Source organism: Pseudoalteromonas sp. CuT4-3, assembly GCF_035666335.1.
Classification (GTDB): Bacteria; Pseudomonadota; Gammaproteobacteria; order Enterobacterales; family Alteromonadaceae; genus Pseudoalteromonas; species Pseudoalteromonas atlantica.
Genome location: NZ_CP142030.1, coordinates 1,171,434 through 1,193,343 on the forward strand (window position 1 = coordinate 1,171,434; position 21,910 = coordinate 1,193,343).

The 21,910-nt window shown below is 40.8% G+C and carries 22 protein-coding genes and 1 pseudogene; 20 read left to right on the forward strand and 3 right to left on the reverse strand.

Annotation, left to right across the window (positions count from 1 at the left end):
* The first annotated feature begins 27 nt into the window (after nt 1-27).
* From nlpI to VOI46_RS05345, 17 genes are all read left to right on the forward strand, one after another.
* The gene (nlpI, locus tag VOI46_RS05265) at nt 28-906 is read left to right on the forward strand and encodes a lipoprotein NlpI (RefSeq protein WP_004585890.1); all 879 of its coding nucleotides are present in this window, start codon (nt 28-30) and stop codon (nt 904-906) included.
* Nucleotides 890-2,023 (forward strand): hypothetical protein, encoded by a 1,134-nt coding sequence (locus VOI46_RS05270; RefSeq protein WP_004585891.1) that lies wholly within the window; start codon nt 890-892, stop codon nt 2,021-2,023. The genes nlpI and VOI46_RS05270 overlap by 17 nt, the downstream gene beginning before the upstream one ends.
* A 154-nt stretch (nt 2,024-2,177) precedes the next feature.
* Nucleotides 2,178-4,970 (forward strand): monovalent cation/H+ antiporter subunit A, encoded by a 2,793-nt coding sequence (locus VOI46_RS05275; protein ID WP_004585892.1) that lies wholly within the window; start codon nt 2,178-2,180, stop codon nt 4,968-4,970.
* Entirely contained in the window at nt 4,970-5,323 is a 354-nt protein-coding gene (locus VOI46_RS05280; RefSeq protein WP_004585893.1) for a Na+/H+ antiporter subunit C, read from the forward strand. The genes VOI46_RS05275 and VOI46_RS05280 overlap by 1 nt, the downstream gene beginning before the upstream one ends.
* Nucleotides 5,320-6,837 carry a monovalent cation/H+ antiporter subunit D gene (locus VOI46_RS05285; RefSeq protein ID WP_004585894.1) on the forward strand — a complete coding sequence of 506 codons (1,518 nt, stop codon included), beginning with the start codon at nt 5,320-5,322 and terminating at the stop codon, nt 6,835-6,837. The genes VOI46_RS05280 and VOI46_RS05285 overlap by 4 nt, the downstream gene beginning before the upstream one ends.
* A complete protein-coding gene (locus tag VOI46_RS05290) occupies nt 6,837-7,373 on the forward strand; it encodes a Na+/H+ antiporter subunit E (protein WP_004585895.1) in 537 nt (178 codons plus the stop codon). The genes VOI46_RS05285 and VOI46_RS05290 overlap by 1 nt, the downstream gene beginning before the upstream one ends.
* Nucleotides 7,367-7,636, forward strand: a complete 270-nt coding sequence (locus VOI46_RS05295) for a K+/H+ antiporter subunit F (RefSeq protein WP_004585896.1) — start codon at nt 7,367-7,369, stop codon at nt 7,634-7,636. Before VOI46_RS05290 ends, VOI46_RS05295 begins: the two co-directional genes overlap by 7 nt.
* A 9-nt stretch (nt 7,637-7,645) precedes the next feature.
* A complete protein-coding gene (locus VOI46_RS05300) occupies nt 7,646-7,978 on the forward strand; it encodes a Na+/H+ antiporter subunit G (protein WP_004585897.1) in 333 nt (110 codons plus the stop codon).
* 291 nt (nt 7,979-8,269) lie between these two features.
* Nucleotides 8,270-8,767 (forward strand): DUF2059 domain-containing protein, encoded by a 498-nt coding sequence (locus tag VOI46_RS05305; protein ID WP_004585898.1) that lies wholly within the window; start codon nt 8,270-8,272, stop codon nt 8,765-8,767.
* 150 nt (nt 8,768-8,917) lie between these two features.
* Entirely contained in the window at nt 8,918-9,355 is a 438-nt protein-coding gene (locus VOI46_RS05310; RefSeq protein WP_004585899.1) for a MerR family transcriptional regulator, read from the forward strand.
* Nucleotides 9,352-11,595 (forward strand): heavy metal translocating P-type ATPase, encoded by a 2,244-nt coding sequence (locus tag VOI46_RS05315; protein ID WP_004585900.1) that lies wholly within the window; start codon nt 9,352-9,354, stop codon nt 11,593-11,595. Before VOI46_RS05310 ends, VOI46_RS05315 begins: the two co-directional genes overlap by 4 nt.
* Nucleotides 11,596-11,605: 10 nt before the next feature.
* Nucleotides 11,606-11,956, forward strand: a complete 351-nt coding sequence (locus VOI46_RS05320; RefSeq protein ID WP_004585901.1) for a cupredoxin domain-containing protein — start codon at nt 11,606-11,608, stop codon at nt 11,954-11,956.
* 101 nt (nt 11,957-12,057) lie between these two features.
* Nucleotides 12,058-12,273, forward strand: coding sequence for a TIGR02450 family Trp-rich protein (locus tag VOI46_RS05325; RefSeq protein WP_004585902.1), 216 nt, complete (start codon nt 12,058-12,060; stop codon nt 12,271-12,273).
* A 538-nt stretch (nt 12,274-12,811) separates the two neighbouring features.
* Nucleotides 12,812-13,024, forward strand: a complete 213-nt coding sequence (locus tag VOI46_RS05330) for a calmodulin-like protein (RefSeq protein WP_004585903.1) — start codon at nt 12,812-12,814, stop codon at nt 13,022-13,024.
* A gap of 422 nt (nt 13,025-13,446) precedes the next feature.
* A complete protein-coding gene (locus tag VOI46_RS05335; RefSeq protein WP_004585904.1) occupies nt 13,447-13,650 on the forward strand; it encodes a hypothetical protein in 204 nt (67 codons plus the stop codon).
* Nucleotides 13,651-13,734: 84 nt separating this feature from the next.
* Nucleotides 13,735-13,929, forward strand: coding sequence for a calmodulin (locus VOI46_RS05340; protein WP_083901787.1), 195 nt, complete (start codon nt 13,735-13,737; stop codon nt 13,927-13,929).
* Nucleotides 13,930-14,161: 232 nt separating this feature from the next.
* Complete coding sequence (locus tag VOI46_RS05345) at nt 14,162-15,106, forward strand: EAL-associated domain-containing protein (protein WP_004585905.1); 945 nt, start codon at nt 14,162-14,164, stop codon at nt 15,104-15,106.
* 49 nt (nt 15,107-15,155) lie between these two features.
* On the opposite strand, the gene VOI46_RS05350 is transcribed toward VOI46_RS05345, so the two are convergent.
* Nucleotides 15,156-16,778, reverse strand: coding sequence for a M28 family metallopeptidase (locus VOI46_RS05350; RefSeq protein WP_004585906.1), 1,623 nt, complete (start codon nt 16,776-16,778; stop codon nt 15,156-15,158).
* Nucleotides 16,779-16,933: 155 nt separating this feature from the next.
* Here VOI46_RS05350 and VOI46_RS05355 point away from each other — a divergent pair, with 155 nt between their 5' ends.
* Nucleotides 16,934-17,086, forward strand: a complete 153-nt coding sequence (locus tag VOI46_RS05355) for a hypothetical protein (protein ID WP_171046485.1) — start codon at nt 16,934-16,936, stop codon at nt 17,084-17,086.
* Nucleotides 17,087-17,194: 108 nt separating this feature from the next.
* Here VOI46_RS05355 and VOI46_RS05360 read toward each other — a convergent pair whose 3' ends face one another.
* Nucleotides 17,195-17,434 (reverse strand): hypothetical protein, encoded by a 240-nt coding sequence (locus VOI46_RS05360; protein WP_004585907.1) that lies wholly within the window; start codon nt 17,432-17,434, stop codon nt 17,195-17,197.
* A 215-nt stretch (nt 17,435-17,649) separates the two neighbouring features.
* On the opposite strand from VOI46_RS05360, the gene VOI46_RS05365 reads away from it, so the two are divergent.
* Nucleotides 17,650-18,927, forward strand: a complete 1,278-nt coding sequence (locus VOI46_RS05365; RefSeq protein WP_004585908.1) for a VCBS domain-containing protein — start codon at nt 17,650-17,652, stop codon at nt 18,925-18,927.
* Here VOI46_RS05365 and VOI46_RS05370 read toward each other — a convergent pair.
* Complete coding sequence (locus VOI46_RS05370; RefSeq protein WP_004585909.1) at nt 18,916-19,536, reverse strand: LysR substrate-binding domain-containing protein; 621 nt, start codon at nt 19,534-19,536, stop codon at nt 18,916-18,918. The two genes, VOI46_RS05365 and VOI46_RS05370, sit on opposite strands and share 12 nt — an antisense overlap.
* An 82-nt stretch (nt 19,537-19,618) precedes the next feature.
* Here VOI46_RS05370 and VOI46_RS05375 point away from each other — a divergent pair.
* A pseudogene (locus VOI46_RS05375) lies at nt 19,619-21,853 on the forward strand (efflux RND transporter permease subunit); the annotation flags it as partial.
* Nucleotides 21,854-21,910 lie beyond the last annotated feature (57 nt).

The following is a 21,910-nucleotide window of genomic DNA, read 5'->3' on the forward strand; positions in this document are numbered from 1 at the left end:
CGATATATCTTGGTATTAAGGATTTTAATGATACTCAAACATTTAGCTTTGGCATCTTTTGCTATTTTGTCTTTAAGCGCTTGCCAAACCACGACTGAATCAAAACCTACGCCGATTGTTAATGTGCCTTTTACTGCACCCCTTGCATCTGACTTTAGAAGTGAAATTGCGATTGCACGTTACTCTGAGCTATTAAATCGAGCCGATTTAAGTACCGAGCAACAAGCTAAGCTTTATTATGACCGTGGGGTATTATTTGATAGCTTAGGAATGACCACTTTATCGCGCATTGATTTTAACCGCGCTATAAAACTAAAGCCTGATTTAGCTGAGGTGTATAACTTTTTAGGTATTCAGCACACTTTAATGCAGCAATACGAAAAAGCGTATGAGTTTTTTGACTCAGCCCTTGAGCTTAATGAAGAGCATGAATACGCTTATTTAAACCGTGGCATTGCACTGTATTATGGTGAAAGAGCAAACCTAGCGCAAAGTGACTTTGATGAGTTTTTAGCACGTTCACCAAACGATCCTTATCGTGTGTTATGGCTTTACCTTGCACAATCACAAGAGGATAAACAACAAGCATTAGCGGCTCTTAAAACAAATGCTGCAGCCCTTGATGAATCGCAATGGGCGTATCAGTTAATTTCGCTTTATACCGGCGATATGAGTGAGCATACGTTTTTATCGGGTATTAGCGAGGGCGTTAAGACAGAGCAAGAATACGCACAGCGCTTGTGCGAGGCGTACTTTTATTTAGCCAAAATGCACCAAGCAGCCGGGGAGCAGTTTTTAGCTGCTGATTACTTTAGGTTGGCATTATCCACGAATGTGCATGAGTTTATTGAATACAAATATGCACGTTTAGAGCTTGAGCTTATGGCTGGTGCAGACGCTAGTTAAATACCCGTGTTATCTGATTGGTTTGCTATTTAGCCTGTTTATTGCAGGCTCTAGCAACCAGTTAAGCAGCATTAGCTTTTGGCATGTACTTCACGCTCAGGCTAATCCGCTGCAAAGTTATTGGCAATTTCCCCGTTACTTTTCAAATAATATTGCGCATCTTCCCGAGCTGACATTAGGCTTTTTAGCGCGTAAAAATATCCCATCAGCCCAGTACAATTATTCTTTAAAACTGATTAATGCAAGCAAAAACGAACAAGCAAAGTTATTTTGGCTACAAAGTATTGAGCATGTTGGGCATAACAAGCGCCAACAACTCGCGCATGCTCTTTTAAAGCAAGGTCGCTGGAATGACCTTCAACTATTGTTAACCCAAAACTTACTGCCTAAAGGCGCGGCATTTAACCATTTAGCGCTGCACAAAGGGAGTGACTATGAGCAAGTTTTGCCTTCCTTTTTACATCAACTTGGTTTTGCAGCGTTAAATACACGCCCGCCGATTAACAATAGCTGTAGTTACAATGTGCTGCTATTAGGTGTAAATAGAGAAGCCTTGTTTAAGTTATCAAGTTTTGCCGCGCAGTATAATAAAAAACCTGAGCCGCAAAGCGGGGCGTATTGTTTAAGTAAACCGGTTTACGCTGGGGGCGCAATTGACTGTGCTAACACCTCGGGCATGGCTAATTGCCTATGGCAAAACGCGCACTTAAAAGCGCAGTCTACTAACGGCTATGACTACACTGTAATTATGGGTACGAGCGGCAGCGCCAATGTAACAGGTAAAAAAATGCAGCTAAGTACCCAAGCAAACTATAATGTATTTTTGCATGAGCTAATGCACTTTAGTGGTTTTGAAGATGAATATACGCTGCCTATTTCTAAACAGCGCTGGTTGTGTAAACGCCAAGGATACGTAGCCCCAAATTTATATATTTCGCAAGGTGAGGCTGCGCCAAATGGATGGCACAAAAGCTTAAGTTGCCAGCAAGGCGGCGTGGCATATAAGCCAACTAAGCAATGGTCAATTATGCAGTATCAACAACTAGGTTTATCAAAGCGGTACAGGGCTTTGTGGGTTGATCAAATCAATGCTGCTAAAACCGCTCAGCTTGATTAAATTTAAATCGATTAGGCTTGCTATCTATAGACAAAATGGCCGTTTATAAGTATAACTGTACGTATTAATGTCGTTTAAAAACAGACAGTAAAAGCATCTTTTCGTGATGTATAAAACGTAAGGATAAACTTATGATTATAAAAGGCCCTACATTATGACTTTGCTCTGGATACCTTTGTTATCCTTAATTGGCAGTGTTATTTCTTCATGCACCGGCAAACTATCCCGTACGCAAGCTGCAGCTGTCACTGTACTTGCCCCTTTAGCAGCATTAGGTATTACGCTATACCACACCCCCGCTATTTTAGCAGGTGAAACGATTCGTTATGCTGTAACGTGGATCCCCGCTGTTGGACTGGACTTATCATTTCGTCTTGATGGCTTGAGCTTACTGTTTATGTTTATGATTTTAGGCATAGGCATACTGGTAATTACCTACGCACGTTATTATCTGAGTAAAAACGACTCCTTAGCTAAGCTGTATAGTTACTTATTGTTGTTTATGACCGCAATGCTGGGCATTGTTATGTCTAACAATGTTATTCAGCTTTGGCTGTTTTGGGAACTGACCAGCATTAGCTCGTTTTTATTAATTAGCTATTGGTGGCATAAAACAGAAGCACGAAAGGGCGCTCGCATGGCGCTAGCTGTTACTGGTGCCGGTGGCTTAGCATTGCTGGCAGGTTTAATGTTAGTGGCCGATATCGTTGGCAGTTACGACCTAGATGTAATTTTAGCTAGCAAGGCAATTGTTCAATCACATGATTTATACGAAACAGCACTGGTATTAGTTTTGCTAGGTGCATTTACTAAATCGGCACAGTTTCCATTTCATTTTTGGCTACCTCACGCTATGGCAGCCCCAACCCCTGTTAGCGCGTATTTACACTCTGCGACTATGGTAAAAGCAGGTATATTTTTATTAGCGCGTTTTCACCCAGTACTTTCTGGTACAGATACTTGGTTTTTACTGGTTGGTTTAACCGGTTTAACAACGCTTTTATTTGGCGCTTATATCGCCTTATTTAAACACGATTTAAAAGGCCTGTTAGCGTACTCAACCATTAGCCATTTAGGGTTAATTACCCTGTTATTGGGCCTAGATACTGAGCTCTCTACTGTGGCGGCAATATTCCATATTATTAATCATGCCACGTTTAAAGCCTCGCTATTTATGGCAGCAGGTATAATTGACCATGAAACCGGCACTCGTGATATGCGTAAGCTTAATGGTATGTGGCGGTATTTACCGTATACGGCCACACTTGCCATGGTTGCGGCTGCTTCAATGGCGGGTGTACCATTGCTTAACGGCTTTTTATCTAAAGAAATGTTTTTTGCCGAAACCTTACATCAGCAAGTGCTTGGCTCTATGTCGTGGTTAATCCCGGTGTTAGCCACTATTGCAGGAGCGTTATCGGTGGCTTATTCGTCGCGCTTTATTCACGATGTATTTTTTAATGGCGAACCAATTGATTTACCACGCCAGCCGCATGAGGCTCCGCGTTATATGCGACTCCCTATTGAAGTACTGGTTGTGCTGTGTGTACTGGTTGGTTTGTTCCCGCATTTTTCAGTCGATGGCATTTTATCTGCTGCGTCTTTGGCTGTACTTGGTCAAAACGTACCAGAGTACGAACTGGCTATATGGCATGGTTTTAACTTACCGCTATTAATGAGCGCCATGGCGGTAGTGGGTGGTTTGTTTATTTATATAAATCGTAAATACCTATTTCAATTTCAAGCATCATTACCGCCACTTAATGCTAAAAAAACCTTTGAGCTAATTGTGCTTAAGGTTATTAATTGGTGCCAAAGCAGGGTAAACACTATCGAAAACGGCTCATTACAACGCTACATTTTTGTAATGCTGGCGGTGGTATTGTTATGTGCCGGTTGGCCATTATTTGAAATGCAACAATTAGCGGGCAGTATGCCGCGTATTCCGGTTGATGTGCATAACGCAATAGGTGCAGGACTACTGATTATAGGTGCTTTTGCTACCGTTATTTGGCATCGCTCACGCGTAGTTGCGTTACTAATGATTTCTATTGTAGGACTTATGGTGTCGGTGGCGTTTACGCGTTTTTCTGCGCCCGACTTAGCGCTTACGCAATTAACGGTAGAAGTAGCAACCGTTATTTTATTAATGTTGGCGTTGTTTTTCTTACCACAACATACGCCTAAAGAGTCTAGTTCGTTACGAGTACTCAGAGATTTAGGGATAGCCTCAACATTAGGTGTTGTGGTGGCAAGTATATGTTATGCATTACTTACACGCCCACTCGAATCGATATCAGATTTTTTCATAGCCAATGCCAAAACAGGAGGTGGCGGTACCAATGTAGTAAACGTTATTTTGGTTGATTTTAGGGGCTTTGACACCCTAGGCGAAATAACCGTATTGGGTATTGCAGCGTTGGGTATATTTAAAGTGCTTTCTCGTATTCCATTGTTCATGCCAGCAAGTGATGGTGAAGGGCGCCCATGGGCACGCGAGCGACACCCTATACTACTTGCCAGTATTTCGCATAGCTTATTACCGCTTGCATTATTAGTATCGGCTTATATTTTCTTACGTGGTCATAACTTACCTGGCGGCGGCTTTATTGCAGGGTTAGTAACATCAATTGCCTTTATTTTGCAGTACATGGCTCATGGCTCAGCTTGGATAAGCGAGCGCTTTGCAGTCAACTACCGGAAAATTATTGCATCAGGTATCGGTATTGCCTTGTTTACTGGAGTCGGTAGCTGGTTCTTTGAACGGCCGTTTTTAACTACGTGGTTTGATTATTTCGATATCCCATTTATTGGCAAAACAGAACTTGCAAGCGCAATTGTGTTTGATTTAGGCGTTTATTTAACAGTGGTTGGAGCCACGTTAATGATATTAGCAAGCCTTGGCAACATGACAGCAGATACCCAGAAAAAAGAGGTAAATATTTAATGGAGCTATTGTACGCATCTTGCGTTGGTGTATTAGTTAGTTGTGGTGTGTTTTTACTACTAAGAGCCCGTACGTTTCCGGTAGTGCTTGGCCTTACTATGATTTCCTATGCCGTTAACTTATTTTTGTTTTCTGCGGGTCGCTTAACCATAAATAAAGCGGTTGTGCTTGGTACAGGGGCTGAATATGCCGACCCTTTACCTCAAGCACTAGTACTTACTGCAATAGTGATAGGATTTGCAATGACTGCGTTTGTGGTTATTTTAGCTATACGTGGTAGAGCCGATTTAGGGAGCGATCATGTTGATGGGCAAATCATCAAAAGTGCAGCCGATAGCAAGGAGCAAAAATGATTCAACATTTAACCTCTTTGCCTATTTTATTACCTATGTTGGCAGCGGTAATATTGCTTTTGCCACCCTGTGGTAAAAGTTTACGTATTCGCCGTATTGCCTCATCAATTATGGCGGTGATCACATTTGTTGTTAGTGCATTGCTGTTAATCCATGTATATAACAGTGGTATCAACGTATACGCTATTGGTAATTGGTCTGCTCCTTTTGGCATAGTGCTTGTTGCCGATATGCTTTCTACTTTATTGGTTGCACTCACATCCTTTTTAGGAATGGGAGTCATTTTATATGGCTGTGCCGGCGATGATGCAAAAGGAAACTTTTTTCATCCATTAGTTCATTTTTTAATATTAGGTGTTAATGGGGCATTTTTAACGGGTGACTTATTTAATGTATTTGTATTTTTTGAGGTCCTGTTGATTGCCTCATACTCACTACTTATGCATGCCGGAGATAAACAAAATACCCGTGCAGCGCTCCAATACGTCATATTAAATTTGGTTGGCTCGAGCGTATTTTTAATTGGTTTAGGTATTTTATACGGCGTACTGGGTACATTAAACATCGCTGATATGACGCAAAAAGTAGCCCTGTTAACGGGCGATGATGTCTATTTGGCGAAGGCCGGCGGCTTACTGCTGTTAGTTGTATTTGCTTTAAAAGCCGCATTGCTCCCTTTGCACTTGTGGCTACCTAATACATATGCCAGTGCAAAGCCTGTGGTTGCCGCTTTATTTGCTATTATGACCAAGGTGGGTGTATACGCCATGCTGCGCGTTTATACCGTTATTTTTGGTGAGCAAGCCGGTGAGCTTGAACATATGGCGCAATCGTGGTTATGGGGCTTAGCCATTGCTACTATAGTGGTTGGTGCAATTGGCGTAATGGCTGCGCAAGATTTACGTAAGTTAACGGCAAATTTAGTTGTTGTATCAGTAGGGACGTTAGTCGCTCTAATTGCACTGCAAAACGTCACTGCAACAGCTGCACTGCTTTATTATTTAGTGCACTCCACATTAGTCAGCGCTGCACTATTCTTATTAGCTGATTTAATTGCCACACAAAGGGGCAAAGTAGGGGATAGACTGGTTGCCGGACGAGCCGTAAACCAACCTTACTTATTAGGAGCATGCTTTGTAATTGCTGCATTAACCGTAGTAGGTATGCCGCCGCTATCTGGATTTGTTGGAAAAGTTTGGATCCTCAAAACAACCTTAAATAGCGAGCAAGCCTTACTATTTTGGCCTGTCTATTTAATTGCTAGTTTTGTTTTATTAGTTGCACTTTCTCGTGCTGGTACAAGTATGTTTTGGGAAAGAAAAGGCAATAAAACAGAAAGCGCCGAGGGCGAAAATGCTCACCCATTACAAGTGATGATAATTGTAGGGCTACTTACGTGCTCACCTTTGTTAGTTATTTTTGGCGGACCAATAAGTGAATACATGGTTAGTGCTGCTACGCAATTGCATGACATAAGTGGTGGCATTAATGCAGTTATGAAGGGAGGTGAGTAATGAGGTTACAAGCCCGTTATCGTTGGTTGCCAACGCCGTTTCGTAGTTTGTTTTTATTTTTAATTTGGTTGTTGCTTAATAATAGTGTATCCGCAGGGCATATAGTATTAGCTACGTTTTTTGCCATATTTATACCGCTATTAAGTGTTTCATTACGTGATCCGCAACCCTTAATACTAAAACCAGGTTTAGCACTAAAACAATTACTCATTGTACTTTACGATATAGTGGTTGCTAATTTGCAGGTAGCCTTATTAATCATTGGCCCAGCTAAAAAGTTACGTCCTGCTTTTGTTAAAGTGCCTATAGATTTAATACACGATATGCCCATTACTATTCTTGCCAGTTGTGTATCTCTTACACCTGGTACAGTAAGTGCCGAGGTATATCCTATTCCTGAGTCACTAGACGAAGGCGAAAAGCCTAAACAGCGCTATTTACTTATACATGTGCTTGATTTAAAAGATGAAAAGTCACTTATTAAACAAATTAAACAGCGCTACGAAGCTCCCCTAAAGGAGATATTTCAATGTTAGATACTGTATTACTTATTGTATTTGCCATGATTGGTTTATCGTTACTGTTAAACCTATGGCGATTAATTATTGGCCCCTCAGTGCCTGATAGAGTTTTAGCCCTAGATACTATGTACATTAATGTTATCGCGTTAATTATTTTATACAGTATTAGTATGGGCACTGGTTTGTACTTTGAAGCCGCGTTATTAATCGCGATGCTTGGCTTTATAAGTACTGTTGCAGTGTGTAAATATTTACTACGCGGCGACTTAATTGAATAGGATATTAAAATGATAAGCGAGTGGGTTGTATCAATATTACTACTTTTTGGTGGGCTATTTATTTTAATAGGATCGCTGGGCTTAATTAAATTACCTGATTTTTACATGCGCTTACACGGCCCAACTAAAGCAACAACACTGGGTATGGCCAGCATATTAATTGCTGCAATGGTGTTTTTTGCAACGTCGGTGCACACCATAAGTGTAAAAGAGATTCTAATTACCGTGTTTTTATTAATTACTGCCCCAATTAGTGGGTATATGTTAATAAAATCAGCGATTCATCATAAGCTTAAAGCAAAAGAAGGCACAAAAGGGCTCGATAACGTAGAAGACGATTAGCCCCTGTGCACTGATAAAAAGGCCAAATAAACATGTTTTATTTGGCTTTTTTAGTATGGGTTTACACATTTACAAACTATTTTATACCCGTTCGCTTAATTAAGTGATTTATTCTGAGGCTGGTAAAATGTGTTGATAATTTAGTAAAAAATTAGCTATTTAGTTGTTTTGAATGAGCATTTTTTAACGTAAGTAGCGACACGTTTAGCCCTGCAAAATGAGTAAGTATTATTGCGGATTGATATTAATCATGTGAGTATGGTCTTACTTTTTATATTTAAGGATATGACAATGGCTAAGGCACTATTACTTTCGTTACTTATATTTTCTGGCAGCGTATTGGCTGACGAGGGAACTAAGCAGCAAAAAATAGATGAGCTGATAAACGTGATGAACATGGATGCTATGGTTGACTCTATGTACGGGCAAGTTGAAGGCATGATGAAAAATATGTCTGCACAAATGGGTGTTAAGCCCTCTGAGCAAGCTATTTTTGATAAATACTACGCAGATATGACCAACGTACTTAAAACCGAAATGAGCTGGAAAAAAATGCAGCCGATGATGGTTAACGTTTACGACAAACATTTTAACGAGCAAGAAATTGCCGACATGCTGGCGTTTTATAAAACTGAAACAGGGCAAAAAATTCTCCAAAAAATGCCAGTAGTAATGCAAGAGTCTATGCAAATGTCGCAAAGCCTAGTGCAAGATGCAATGCCAAAAATTCAGCAAATAGCCGGTGAGCTAAGTGAAGAGCTAAAAGCCTCTCGCCAACAAGAAAATTAATCTCTCTGCCTCTTTTTAAGCGCGCTCATTAGCGCGCTTTTATTTTATCAGCTCCAGTAAATTTAAATTATGCTTTAATACTCCTCTCTATTGACCTGTGTGTCACACATAGGCTTACAATTGAGCTCTAAAATCTAAGGGGGCTAAATTATGTATGTTAAGCAATTAGCGACGTTAATGGGTGTAACGCCTGATACAGTTCGTCATTACACACGAATAGGCCTTTTAACGCCCATACGTAGCCAAAGTAATGGTTATCAACAATATACAAAAGCAGACCGCCAACGTTTACAGTTTATTATAAGCGCCCGAAAGCTCGGGTTTTCCCTAAAAGATATACAGCATATCATTGGCGAGTCAGAACAAGGGCATTGCCCATGCCCACTTACACGGCAAATTATTGCAAAACGTTTAGAAGAAACCGAAGCCTTGTTTCAAGAAACCCTTAAATTACGAGTGCGTATGCAAGCGGCGTTAAAACAGTGGGAAACATCGGCAGACGGCGCTGTTGCAAGTGATGTGTGTAGCTTAATAGAGACGTTTGTTGACCCACTTGTTGAGCCAAATAAAAGCGGAGATGTGCAATGAGTAGCAGTAAAACAACAGAGCAAAACTTTATTATTGAAGGTGCTAATTGTGGCAGTTGTGTAGCCAAAATAGAAAAAGCCCTCAATAGTGTGCAAGGCGCAAACAATGTCGAAATGAACTTTGCAGATCGCACGGTACGAGTAGAGGGCAGCGCGCAGCAAAGCACATTAATTAGCGCCGTTGAAAATATAGGTTACGGCGCAAAACCTATGGATAACACATCAGAGCAAGATGCGCTTGATGAAAAAGCCAAGTCAGACGAGGCACATTACAAAAAGCTAATGCGCAACATGATGCTGGCTTTAGGTGTGGGCGTACCGCTTATGATTTATGGGCTTATTTTTGATATGAGCGTGACAACCACTAACCAGCGAATTGCATGGGGTGTGGTCGGTATTATCACGTTTGTCGTTATGGCTATAGCAGGTAAGCAATTTTATAAAGGCGCATGGCAGTCATTTAAAAATCATGGTGCTAACATGGATACGCTTATTGCTTTGGGAACGGGCACTGCGTGGTTATATTCAATGTTTGTTGTACTTGCGCCTAGCTTACTACCTGAGGTTGCAAGGCACGTTTATTTTGAAGCTTCTTCAATGATAATTGGTTTAATTAGTTTAGGCTTGGCTTTTGAAGTGAAAGCGCGTGGACGTACTTCGCAGGCTATTAAGCGTTTAATTGGCTTACAAGCAAAAACAGCCCGTGTAATACGCGATGGCGCAGAGCAAGATATAGACATTAGTGATGTGCAAAAAGGCGACCATGTAAGGGTACGCCCAGGCGAAAAAATCCCGGTAGATGGTGATGTGCTCGAAGGTAGCAGCAGATTAGATGAATCTATGCTCACGGGTGAGCCTATGCCAGTGAGTAAACAAGCTGGCGATAAAGTGGTTGCTGGCAGCATTAATAAAAGTGGTACATTATTATTTGAAGCCAAACATATAGGCCAAGAAACAACCCTTGCCAATATCATTAATATGGTAAAACGCGCGCAAAACTCTAAGCCTTCAATAGGGCGATTAGCCGATGTTATATCGGGCATTTTTGTGCCTACAGTAATGATAATTGCGATACTAGCAGCCCTTGCATGGTTGAATTTTGGCCCAGCTCCTTCAATTGCTTATGCAGTGGTAGCGTTAACCACCGTGCTGATTATTGCATGCCCGTGTGCGCTGGGTTTAGCAACGCCTATGTCGGTAATGGTGGGAATAGGTAAAGCCGCCGAGTTTGGCATATTAATTCGCAATGGCGAGTCACTGCAAACGACCTCTAAAATTACTACCATGATTTTAGATAAAACCGGCACCATCACCCAAGGTGCACCACAAGTAACAGATGTTGTAACGTTTAATAACGCAGATGAAAATAACGTAATGCAATTAGTTGCAAGCCTAGAGAGTAGCTCTGAACACCCACTTGCGGAGGCGATTACACAGTACGCTAAAAAGCAAAACGTAACCGTGAGTAAAGTTACCGACTTTGATGCGATTACCGGTAAAGGTGTAAGTGGAACGGTGAATGGGCAAACACTGTTATTTGGCAATAAAGCGCTTATGGATAAATACGAGATTGCAGTCGATAACGCCACAGAGCAAGCACACACCTTTGCAAATGATGCAAAAACCCCGATGTACTTTGCCTGTAATAATCAACTAATGGCCTTAATTGCGGTAGCGGACCCGTTAAAAGATGACTCAGTACAGGCAATTAAGCGCCTGCAAAATGAAGGTATTCATCTAGTAATGCTCACTGGCGATAATAAAGCGACCGCACACGCTGTGGCTAAAAAAGTCGGTATTGATGATTTTATCGCAGAAGTGTTGCCAGAGGATAAAGTAAACGAAGTCACTAAACGCCAGCAGCAAGGCGAAATTGTAGGCATGACGGGTGATGGGATCAATGATGCCCCCGCGCTTGCTAAAGCAGATGTCGGTTTTGCAATTGGCACAGGTACAGATGTAGCCATAGAAAGCGCTGATATTACCTTAATGCGTGGCTCGCTGCATGGCCTTGCCGATGCTATTGCCATTAGCAGCGCAACAATTAAAAACATTAAACAAAACTTGTTTGGTGCCTTTATTTATAATGTTGCGGGCATTCCTATTGCAGCCGGTGTGCTGTATCCGTTTATTGGTGTACTACTAAACCCAGTAGTGGCGGGCGCAGCTATGGCGCTTTCATCACTGACAGTCGTCACCAATGCTAATCGCTTACGTTTTTATAAACCCAATAAGCGCTAAGGAGTCGATAATGTTAATGATAAATTTACTTGGTGCAGTATTAATAGTGGCCATTGTTTATTGGTTTTGGCTTTATAAGCCAAAGCAAATACACAGTAATGATAATACGCAAACTATAGTGGTAGATAACGGCGTTTATCAACCAAGTCATATAAAGGTGGCGGCCAATAAAAAAGTAACACTTACATTTGATAGAAAAGACAGTGCACCGTGCGCCGAAACTATGGTGTTCCCGCAGCTTGATGTAAGTGAAAGCCTTGCAATGGGAGATAATAAAATCACTTTGCCTGCACTAAAAGCAGGTGAGTACGACTTTCATTGTCAAATGAAAATGTATAAAGGTAAGTTAATCGCTGAGTAACCAGTGAGTTGATGAAGTAACATTAATACGGTCTAACTTTATGTTGAGCTAAACAACGGGTTATGTCGTATTAGTGTTAATTAAGCACACTAGATTATTTAATGAATAAGTTAAACCCTAAAAAATTACTAAACAGTAAGTGGACTGCCACTCCAGCTATCAACAAAGAAAAACACTTTATCATTGTAGAAGTAGAATACGATGAAGAGGGTAATGTAATTGAATGCATTACCGAGTCGGTATTTTCTAAAAATCAGTACCAAATACGCTGGCGAGATTTAAAAGACACACAAAAATGGCGTCAAGGCTGGAAGTAGTTAAATTGTTTTTATACTTTAAAAACGCCAATTTGTTATGCCCAACTAAATGCAATGCGCTCCCTTTTTAATTCCTGCCTTTTACTAAATTCGCCATTTGGCAACAAATGCCTGTTTTTTACAGGCTTGCCATGCTTTTAAAAATAAACGCTAAATATTTTTTAAATATCAATATATTTCAATTGGTTATGTTTTAGGTTTTATGACGTTTAATTGTTTTAATTAAGCTGTTCAGCTTTAGTTTATTCTAAAACTTTCCCACATTACGTTTTTAGTTAGCTTTTAGCTCATGTGTGTCTTTTTTATAAATAATAAGCTGTTGATTTTAATGGTTTATTTTAATTGGCTCATCTAGCTGTTGCTAAAAAGCAACAAAAATACCCCTCGAAACTTAATTTTTTCATATACTTATCGTATAACTAATTGTTTATTAAGTAAAAATAAAACATGGCACTGAAGTTGTAATAGCTAAGCTGTATTAAGCAAAACGTGGGTAACGCCAATTGGCTACTCCCCTAACCCTATGAAGGATTTCATTATGAAAAAGGCACAATCAACATTGGTATTAATGGCTTTAGCCTCTTCATCAGCGGCTTTTGCAGTAACAGATTTTGACACACTCGATAAAGATGGCAGTGGCACATTAAGCCCGTTAGAAGCATCTGCTGATGCTGAATTAATGAGTCAGTTTACAAAGCTTGATACTGACAAAAACAACGAGCTATCTAAGAGTGAGTTCGACAAAGCATAAGTGAGTGCTTTGAGTAGTTAACGCCCAGTGGCACGTTAATTCTGAGTTGCCAAAGACAACCTAAGTAGGCAAGGGAGCTTACCATAAAGAATAACAAGGACAGTGTAATACACAGGGCATTTTATTATAAACGCATAGCGAAGGAATCGTTATGTAAAAGCGATACCCAACTTTGCTTGCAATAGCGCTGGTATTTTCTGGCACATTTGCAAAGTTTGATACCAACACAAACGGTAAACTTTTTAAAGCAGAGGTTTTACAAGCGTAGACGATTAATGCGCTGTGGTGTAAGCATAATTCTGAGTTGCCAAAGACAACCTAAATAGGCAAGGGAGCCTATTAAAAAGAATAACAAGGAAGTGAATTGTAACCACCTCAGTGCAAATTTATACAGGTAATGCATATTATTGAAGGATTACATTATGACTAAGCTGAAAACAACACTTGTACTTATCACCTTGGTGTCATCATCGATGGTATTGGCAAATACAGAGTTTAAAACACCTATGCAAGGCGAAGGTGGTTTAACAAACCAAAGTGATCAATCAGCAGAACAGATAATGCAGCAATTAAATATGCAAAGCCGAAATGGCCTAACCGAAAACGATTTTTTTGAATACAAATAACCGATTCTCCCTTTATGGATCTCAGAAAAGGATTTCTTCCCCTTTGCCAAGCACTTAGCCTAAGGAAATGATTATGAAAAATTTATCGCACTTCTCGCCCTTGCCTCTTCATCAGCGGCGTTTGCCGCGGTCGACTTTAACAGTTTTGATGCCAATGGTGATGGCGTAATTAGTAAAACAGAAGCACAAGCCAACGCACAGTTAGCACGGTTGTTTGATAAGCTCGACACAGATAAAAATGAAGAGCTTTCACAGCAAGAGTTTTCTAAAGTACAATAATTTTATGGCGTAGTTTTACGCGTTTAAAATTTATCAGGTCATACTCACAAAGCAGTTAAGTAACATTTACTTAGCTGCTTTTTTTGTGCGTGGCGCAGGCATAACTGCTTTTTCACCAAATAGGTGCAAATGAGCGCAAGTTAAAATCTTAACCTTATGAATGTAAACACTTTTTACACTTGGTTTTAAACTTGCTTAGTTAACGCTATAGCAACTGAGTGAGTACACAATTATGGCGCGAATGAGTTATATAAGTAGTGTTGAGCGCTACCATGAATATGAGCAAGTAATACATAGCTTGCTTGACTCTATTTTAATGAGTATTGAAGATGGGCTTAACAAAAATCGAGATACGCGTTTTTTAGTAAAGCAATATCCCTTTTTAGAGCTGCAATACTGTTTAAACGAATCTGGGCTTCAGCAAGGCAATAATGTTTGCTTTAAGCGTGCCTATAAAAAATTAGCCGAGCAAGGCAATCAGCAAGATTTAAGTGAGCGCCCTTACTTTTTACAATCTAAACAAACCGATTCGGTGTGCTTTACCGATCCGTATATTTCTATCGCAACTAATCATTTATGTATTTCGGCTATTAAAGAGTTAAAAAAGCCAATCAACCAGCAGCATTATTTAGTGTTAGACGTATGCTTAACCCAGTTAATTGAGTTTGTAATGGGAGACAGCGCGCGTGCCGGTATTTCGCCTTATTTTAAAGCGGGTTATGGGGTGATTGTGGCGTGTTTATTTACTTTGGTACTCTTTTTACTGAGCATAGTATTTAACGATATATATGCATTATTAACCCACTTTGACTCAGCGTCTGATCCCCTCGAGCCCTTTAGCATTATTATATATATTACTTTAGTGTTGGCCGTGTTTGATTTAGGAAAGACCATTCTCGAAGAAGAGATTTTAATGCATAAGGATATATTTAGGCACTCTTCTACACGGCGTACAATTACCCGGTTTATATCTACCGTGCTAATTGCAATATCCATTGAGGCGCTATTAACCATGTTTAAGGCAGCGTTGGGGCAGGCTGAATACTTATTACCGGCCATTGCGATGATGCTTGCGGTGGTAGGGCTTTTAATAGCCTTGGCTATTTATGTGTATTTAGGGGCCAAAGCCGAAACCTTACTAATGCGGGCGCGCTCAAAATTAAAATCCTCCAAGTAGGAGGATTTTAATGCGATTGGTATGATTATTTAGCTTTAAACTTTACCTGCTAATGCGGCTTATCTTGCTCGCGCTTTGCTTTAAAGTCTGAGTCACTCGTCCATGTAGGCCAATCGCCATTGTTAGCAAGCTTTGTGGCTATATCAACAATAAGCTCTATGTCTTGCTTTACGCCACCTAATGACCACTGCGGCGAGTAATCGTCGGCTTCTTTATGGTATTTATGCGCAATGTAATCAGGGTCGGTATCGCCAAGGCTCATAAATAATAAACTAGGCACACCTTGCTTAGCTAAAGAAAAATGATCTGATCTAAAAAACAAACCGTTTTGCGGGCGAGGGTCCCTTTTAACAACGCGACCTTGCGCTTTTGCCGCGTTTGCTAGGTAGTTTTCTAGGGTGGATAAATCGTTACCGTATTGCAAAATGTAATCGGTGCCATCTAGCACGTTCATTCCGTCAATATTCAATAGCCCGACCATTTGTTTAGTGGGCACAACGCCACCGGTTGCAAATTCTTGCGAGCCAATGAGGCCAGTCTCTTCTGCGGTAAAATTAGCAAATAAAATAGAGCGTTTAAACGGTGTTTGCTGGTGGATTTGATTCATAATGCGGGCAATTTCAAGTGTGGCCGCTGTGCCAGAGGCATTATCCACTGCACCGTTATAAATTTTAGGGCCGCTGTCGGTTTGCTTGGTACCAAAATGATCCCAATGAGCACCTATTACCACGTACTCATTAGGGGCGTCGCTTCCTGTAATTTGCGCAACTACGTTATGTGATTTGGCATGCGATACTTCGTTTTTAAATGAAAGGTTGGCTGTTAAATTAAGCGCTGTGGCTTTAAAGTCATCACTTAAAGCCTTTTGTTTTAAATTTTGATAGTTAAGCTGTGCGGCATTAAAAATTTGCTCAGTAGTATTAAGTGTTAGCCAGCCCATAACTGGGAGCTTAGAAGCGTTTAGGTTATTGTCCATCAGGGTGTATTTAGTCCCTGTGTTTGAGCTTTCAACCACGCCCCAAGGGTAAGCCGCAGGGGCAGTTTCGTGCACAATAAATACCGCTTTGGCACCTTGGCGTGCGGCTTCTTCGTATTTGTAAGTCCAGCGGCCGTAGTAGGTCATAGCGTTACCTGTAAATAACGCATCGTTTTGTGTAGCAAAGCCAGGGTCGTTTACCAATACAATAACGGTTTTACCTTCAACATTAATGTTTTCGTAATCGTTCCAGTTGTATTCGGGGGCATTAATACCGTAGCCCACAAATACAATGTCAGAGTTTCGTACATCTATTACTGGCTGTAATTGCTCTGTACGGGCGGTAAAATCGTTACCTGCTTTAAACTTTAAGTCGCCTACCTGCAATTGCATATTTTGATTGGCCGTGACCATTGCCATTTTTACCGGCTGTAAAAACTTGCCATTATACGCCCCAGTTAAACCCATAGCTTCGTATTGCTCGCTCAAGTAACCCACTGTTTTTACTTCACCATGAGTAAGTGGGCCGCGACCTTGAAAGTCATCAGAGGCGAGCGTTTTTATATGCTGTTTAACGTTATTTAGGCTTACGCCGGGCGTATTTTCTAAAGAAGAGTGCTCGCTTGCAGGTTCAGAGCAACCAAAGAGAGCGACTAGCAGGCTTAGGCTAGCGCTTTTAAAAAGAGTAGAGGCCATAGTTTTTTGAATAGTTTTAAAAATTGGCTTTTAATATAAAGGAAGCACTGATGTGAGTCGAATATTTATCATCTTGCCAGTTCTATTTTTGAAAAATTGAAAATTGCCGGTGTAGGGTGTATAAATAATCGACAACAATAAATGGAGCACACACAATGAGCCAATCTAAAAAAAGCGGATACCTGTTTATAGGCAGCGGCGTAGCATTTTTTGCAGCAGCTTTGCTCGCACAGCAAGCGATGTTTTTTGCTTTAGCTGCATCTTTTGTAGTGTTAGGTACAATTAGTATAAAAAAAGCGGCACCCTAGGCGCTTAATATTTTAAAGCGTCGCGCTAATATTAATCTGTTTTATAGCGTACCTTAAAACGTAAAAAACCAGCAAATAGCTGGTTTTAATCATATAGCAAGTAACTAATTACTCATCTGCGTATTTTACGCGAATTTTGCTTTTATCAACGCTTAATTGATTAAGTGCTTTAATAGCGCTTCTACTTTCTATGTCGTTTGGCATTTCTACAAAGGCAAAACCTTTTGATAAACCAGTGTCTTTATCAAGCACCAAGTTACAGGTAGTTACTTTACCGTGTGCTGCAAACAACGTGCGAAGGTCTTGCTCTGTGGTAGTGCGAGACAAATTACGAACTAATAATTTCATATATAACCTAAATAAGGGGTTCGCTGAGGATTATCTCAAGTAACTTGGTTTTAACCTAATTTTATTTTAACCCTTTTATTTAAAGTTGTTTTTCACAAATAGCTCAGCTAACAATTATAAAACCATACTGGTAATAAAGATCTAGTTATTAAAACGAATAATTGGTAAGTTATATTTTACTTTATTTACTTACCATTAACCTGGACTGGTTGTTTATGTCAAAATTTTGCTTGCGTATTTTAACTATTACTTCTGTTTGTTCTTTGGGTATTTTAGCTGTAGGGTGCGGTAGCTCAGGGTCAAAAAGTGAGCCTGTAAATGCATCGGTTGTAGCGCAAAGCGCCGCGGTAATTAGCGGTCAAACAGCTGTAAGTATTGAAAATACCCGCGATATAGCAATTTCAGGTGAACTGTCTATAACGGATGCACAAGCCAATGAGGCAGTATTTAAAACGCAAAGCAATAACACCACAGCTTATGGTTTATTTAGCTTAACTGAAGATGGTAATTGGTCATATACACTTAATGGCGAGCATGCCACTGTGAGTGCACTAAACGAGGGCGAAACCTTACTTGATGAAATAACCGTCACATCGGCAGATGGCACCGAAGCGACAGTGTCTATAAGCATTATAGGCACTGCACGCTCTGATGATTTTATAGTAACGCAAGAAACAACCCTCAATGCCGATGGCGAAAACACAGGGCTAAGTGCTTATATATTAATAGAAAATGCGTTTAGTGAAGGTGCAATTGAATCGCCTGATATGTATAGCGGGAATCATCAAGATGTTGTGCATATTATTGAAGATACTGACCCAATCGTAGGTAATCACTTTGTGTTTTTAGCACATCGTGATGAAGACCAAGATAAAGATAAGGGCGCAACCGACCGCCAGCGCAACGAAATAAAAGCCTTTGATAAATCGCCCGCCGCAACGCTTGCCTTTAAAGACGAAACCGTACAATACAGTTGGAAGTTTAAAGTCTCTAGCGAGCTTGAGCTAAGTAGTAAATTCAGTCACTTTTTCCAAATAAAAGCCCGTAACGATAGCAACGACAATACCAATGGCAACGACGACCAACCTATTATTACGCTCTCTGGTGCACAAAAAAACAGTACAGGTAATCAGCTGCAAGTACGTTATAGCGCAGGCTTTGATGAAAACGGTAACAGCACAGGGCTTGATAAAAACCTTATCGAAACCGACTGGTCACTCATTACTGATGAATGGGTAGCGGTATTTGTACAAGCCACTTTTAGTGAAGCGGGGCAATTTGAAATGACCCTAACCCGCTTAAGTGACAACGAAGAGCTATTTAGCATTAGCGAGCAAAACATAGATATGTGGCGTGGCTTTAGCGATGATGACTTTGCCCGTCCTAAATGGGGGATCTATCGTTCAATAGTCGAAACCGATAGCCTTCGCCCTGAAGAAGAGCAGGTACGATTTGCTGATTTTGTGATTAAAAAAGGCGTTTTAGCGCAGTAAATATTTGCCTAGTTTTTTATCGTGGCTACTTACACGTTGTTGAATAATAGCCACTATGTGACGGCGTATCCACTGCAAACCGGCATCGTTGTCTTGGCGCTTATGCCAAATAACAGAGACAGGCGTTGGTGGCGTATCAATAGGGCTTTTTAAAACCACGAGCTTATTGGTAAATATTTCCTGCTCAAGCGCTATTGAGGGAATGACACAAATAAGATCGGTATTTTTAAGAATGTTAGGTACATTTGCCGCGTTATTTACCGTCATCGCTACTCGGCGTTTTAACCCTAATACCCTTAGTGCTTGATCCGATGGCCCTAAAATATCGCCCGTAATTGATACTAATAAATGATCTGTATTAGCAAAGTCAGTAATACTTAAAGGGGCATTAGCAAGCGGGTGGTCAGGGCGCATAAGTACAACATATTTAGGCTTTAATAAGTGCTCGGCTCTAATAACGTTTTCAGACAGGGTGTAGCGATTAATTGCCAGTTCGGCTTCGGCGTCTTTAAGTACATTGGCAGCTTCTACCGCCCGATTAGGGATTGCATGGATACTGGTGCCTGGGGCCTGCTGCTCAATAATTTTACGAAGAGGCCCCCATATCATTTCTACAAATATATCAGCGGCAGAAATACGAAAAGTGCGCTGCGCTGTCGCTGGGTTAAATTCACTTTGGTTTATAGCATGCTCTAATGCATTACAAATTTATGACGATGTGCGCGCTAAAATGGCTGAACTATCGGCGCTATTTCCAGAGGGGATGAGCTATGAAATAGTGTATGACCCTACCATATTTGTAAGGGGCTCTATTGAAGCCGTAGTCGATACATTATTTGAAGCGGTTTTATTAGTTGTGTTGGTCATTGTGCTGTTTTTACAAACATGGCGAGCATCTATTATTCCGCTAGTGGCAGTACCAATTTCATTAGTGGGCACTTTTGCTTTTATGCATTTAATGGGGTTTTCACTTAATGCGTTGTCGTTATTTGGCTTGGTGTTAGCAATCGGTATTGTTGTTGATGATGCCATTGTTGTGGTCGAAAACGTTGAAAGAAACATCAGTGAGGGATTAAGCCCCATTGATGCAACCACTCAAGCAATGAAAGAAGTAACAGGGCCTATTATTGCCACTACTTTAGTGCTTGCTGCGGTGTTTATTCCTACTGCGTTTATGAGCGGTTTAACAGGGCAATTTTATCGTCAATTTGCTCTTACAATTACTATTTCAACAGTGCTTTCTGCCATTAACTCGCTTACGCTAAGCCCCGCGCTGGCTGCGTTATTACTCAAACCTCATGGGCAAGACAACGATTGGTTAAGCCGTGCCATTAATAAATTATTTGGCCGTTGGTTATTTGCGCCTTTTAACAAAATGTTCGATAAAGCCTCGGGTAAATACACAGGAGCCGTTGGCCGAATAGTGCATAAGGGCGGCATAATTGGTGTGCTATACGTTGGTTTACTGGCCTTAACGTGGCAGCAGTTTGAAAATACGCCAACAGGGTATGTTCCGCCGCAGGATAAAATGTATCTCGTCGCTTTTGCGCAATTACCTAATGCAGCATCGCTAGATCGCTCTGAAGCGGTGGTTCGCCAAATGTCAGAGATAATCAGGGCGCACCCAGGCGTTAGTGACGCCGTCGCCTTTGCAGGTTTAAGCATTAATGGTTTATCTATAAACCCAAGTTCGGGGATGATGTTTACACCGTTAGAGCCGTTTTCAAAGCGGCAGGGCCCGCGCATGTCGGCAGCTGAAATAGCGGAAGATTTAAATAAACAACTTAGTCAAATAAAAGGCGCTAATGTTGCTATATTTCCGCCTCCTCCAGTAAGGGGAATGGGCACTATTGGTGGCTTTAGGCTGCAGCTTGAAGATAGAGGCTCATTAGGGTTTGACACCTTGCAGCAAGTAACAAATGAAGTAATTGCTAAGGCTAAAGCCGACCCCGCCCTTGCTAATGCGTTTACCAGTTTTACAACCGACGTACCACAGCTAGATGTAAAGGTAGACCGTAAAAAGGCACTAAGCTTAGGGCTTGAAATAAACACCTTATTTGAAGCAATGCAAGGCTATTTGGGCACAGTTTATGTGAACGACTTTAATTTATTTGGTCGCACGTATCAGGTAAATGTGCAGGCAGATGCACCCTACAGGGAAGATGTAGAGCAAATTAAGCAATTAAAAGTGCGCAATAAAAATGGCGATATGATCCCCCTTGGCGCAGTGCTTAGTATTGAGCATAGTTTAGGGCCAGATAGAGTAATGCATTATAACGGCTATGTTACGGCTGAGGTTAACGGCGTACCCGCACCAGGGTATAGCTCTGACCAAGCTAAAGCCGCAATAGAAAAAATACTCGATGAAACATTGCCAATGGGTATTGCGTATGAGTGGACAGACATAACCTATCAGCAAATTTTAGCGGGCGATACTTCAATGTATGTATTTCCACTTATTGTGTTGCTTGTATTTTTGGTTTTAGCAGCGCAGTACGAAAGCTTACGTTTGCCTGTCGCTATTATTTTAATTGTGCCTATGACATTGCTAAGTGCGCTGATTGGTGTGGCTATTTATGGTGGTGATAATAATATTTTCACCCAAATTGGCCTAATCGTGTTGTTTGGACTGGCCACTAAAAACGCTATTTTAATTGTTGAGTTTGCAAAAGAGCTGCAAGATACCGGTATGGATGCATTTAATGCCATTAAAGAGGCGAGCCGGTTGCGATTACGCCCAATATTAATGACCTCAATAGCATTTATTATGGGGGTTGTACCTATGGTGTTCTCATCGGGAGCAGGCTCTGAAATGCGCCAAGCTATGGGCGTTGCGGTATTTTCTGGCATGATAGGCGTAACGGTATTTGGCTTAATACTTACACCTGTGTTTTATTATATACTTAAACGCAGTGGTAAAAATTAAAGCGACAAAAAAGCCCTTAGCAATTTAATTGCTAAGGGCTTTTTAATGCGTTTTAAA